Annotated in this window: 1 protein-coding gene; it reads right to left on the bottom strand. The window is 64.7% G+C overall.

From position 1 onward, the window contains the following. Nucleotides 1-283: SDR family NAD(P)-dependent oxidoreductase (locus EIK80_RS25730; RefSeq protein WP_125159734.1), on the bottom strand; the 283-nt coding region annotated here is incomplete at both ends.

Raw genomic sequence — 283 nt, 5'->3', positions numbered from 1 at the left:
CCCCTTGGTCGCCCACTCGTTGGCCAGGATCTTGGTCAGGCCGGGCAGGCCCGACTTGGCTGCGGTATAGGACGGCACGCGGATGCCGCCCTGGAACGAGAGCAGGGAGGCGATATTGAGCACCTTCGCGGTCACACCGTTCACGGGCCCCTGCTTCAGGGCCTGCTTGGCGAAGGCCTGGGTCAGGAAGAAGACCACCTTCCGATTGGTGTCCATCACCGCATCCCAGTCGGCTTCCGAGAACTCGATCGAGTCGGCGCGACGGATGATGCCGGCGTTGTTG

It is taken from the genome of Caulobacter sp. 602-1 (genome assembly GCF_003931565.1).
Lineage (GTDB): Bacteria > Pseudomonadota > Alphaproteobacteria > Caulobacterales > Caulobacteraceae > Caulobacter.
The sequence above is the reverse complement of the archived record's forward strand: the minus strand, read 5'-3'. Positions and strand labels throughout refer to the sequence as shown.